Source organism: Bradyrhizobium sp. MI1.3 (assembly GCF_055811695.1).
Genome location: NZ_JBVVPQ010000291.1, coordinates 1 through 329 on the forward strand (window position 1 = coordinate 1; position 329 = coordinate 329).

At 71.4% G+C, this 329-nt stretch carries 1 protein-coding gene; it reads right to left on the reverse strand.

Annotated features, from left to right (window positions below; genetic code table 11):
• On the reverse strand, positions 1–329 hold a 329-nt coding region (locus AC0L3A_RS41070), incomplete at both ends, for an AMP-binding protein (protein ID WP_473256627.1).

Below are 329 nucleotides of genomic sequence, written 5' to 3' on the forward strand. Positions count from 1 at the left end.
GAGGGCGCGTGGGTCCGGATTGGATTCCGGCAGGTTCGCCCAGGCCGGCGTCGCCATCTCCAGATCGATCACCGTCACGTCCACCAGCGCATCGGCGCCGAGCGCGGCGCGTCCCGCCGCATCGGCCAGCAGCAGTCGCGGCGCCGCATCGTCGAGAACCTGCCGCAGCCGCGCGGACGGATAGGCCGGATCCAGCGGCAGATACGCGCCACCCGCCTTGAGGATCGCCAACAGCCCCACCACCATCGCCGGGCTGCGCTCAAGGCAGATCGCCACCGGCTGATCCGGCTTCACCCCGAGCCCGACCAGATGATGCGCGAGGCGGTTCG